The organism is Streptococcus sp. GMD1S (genome assembly GCF_000296875.1).
GTDB lineage: Bacteria > Bacillota > Bacilli > Lactobacillales > Streptococcaceae > Streptococcus.
Genome location: NZ_AJQY01000396.1, coordinates 1 through 794 on the forward strand (window position 1 = coordinate 1; position 794 = coordinate 794).

At 49.0% G+C, this 794-nt stretch carries 1 protein-coding gene; it reads right to left on the reverse strand.

Annotation, left to right across the window (positions count from 1 at the left end; genetic code table 11):
- The coding region (locus tag GMD1S_RS10600; protein WP_000330942.1) for an AIR synthase-related protein at positions 1–794 on the reverse strand (794 nt) is incomplete at both ends.

A 794-nucleotide genomic window follows, 5' to 3' on the forward strand; every position in this document is an offset into this window, starting at 1 on the left:
TCAAGACCATCTGCCAATTCACCGATAGCCACACAGACACCACCTGCTCCAAAGTCGTTGGATTTCTTGATGAGACGAGTGACATCGCCATTACGGAAAAGGCGTTGGATCTTGCGCTCTTCGATGGCATTCCCTTTTTGAACCTCAGCTCCAGCAGTCTCTACAGACTCAACTGTTTGAACCTTAGAAGATCCTGTCGCACCACCGACACCATCACGACCAGTCTTGCCCCCTAGCAAGATAATCACGTCACCGGCTTCCGGTTTTTCACGAACAACATTGCCCTTAGGAGCCGCACCAACAACAGCACCTAACTCCATGCGTTTGGCTACAAAACCTGGGTGGAAGTATTCACGAACGTAAGTCGTTGCCAGACCAATTTGGTTACCATACGAAGAATAACCATGAGCCGCTGTTTTCGAAATGACTTGTTGTGGCAATTTCCCAGCGCGCGTTTCTGAAATCGGCGCTGTAATGTCACCAGCACCTGAAATACGCATAGCTTGGTAAACGTAGGAACGCCCTGACAACGGGTCACGAATGGCACCACCGATACAAGTAGCCGCTCCACCAAATGGCTCAATTTCCGTTGGGTGGTTGTGGGTTTCGTTTTTGAACATAAGGAGCCAAGGTTCCTTGACACCATCAACGTCCACTTCGATTTCAACCGAGCATGCATTGATTTCGTCAGACACTTCCATATCGTCCAAACGATCATTAGCACGCTCATAACGACCGAAAATAGTCGCCATATCCATCAAGGTTTGTGGCTTTTCAGACCGACCTAGTTCCTC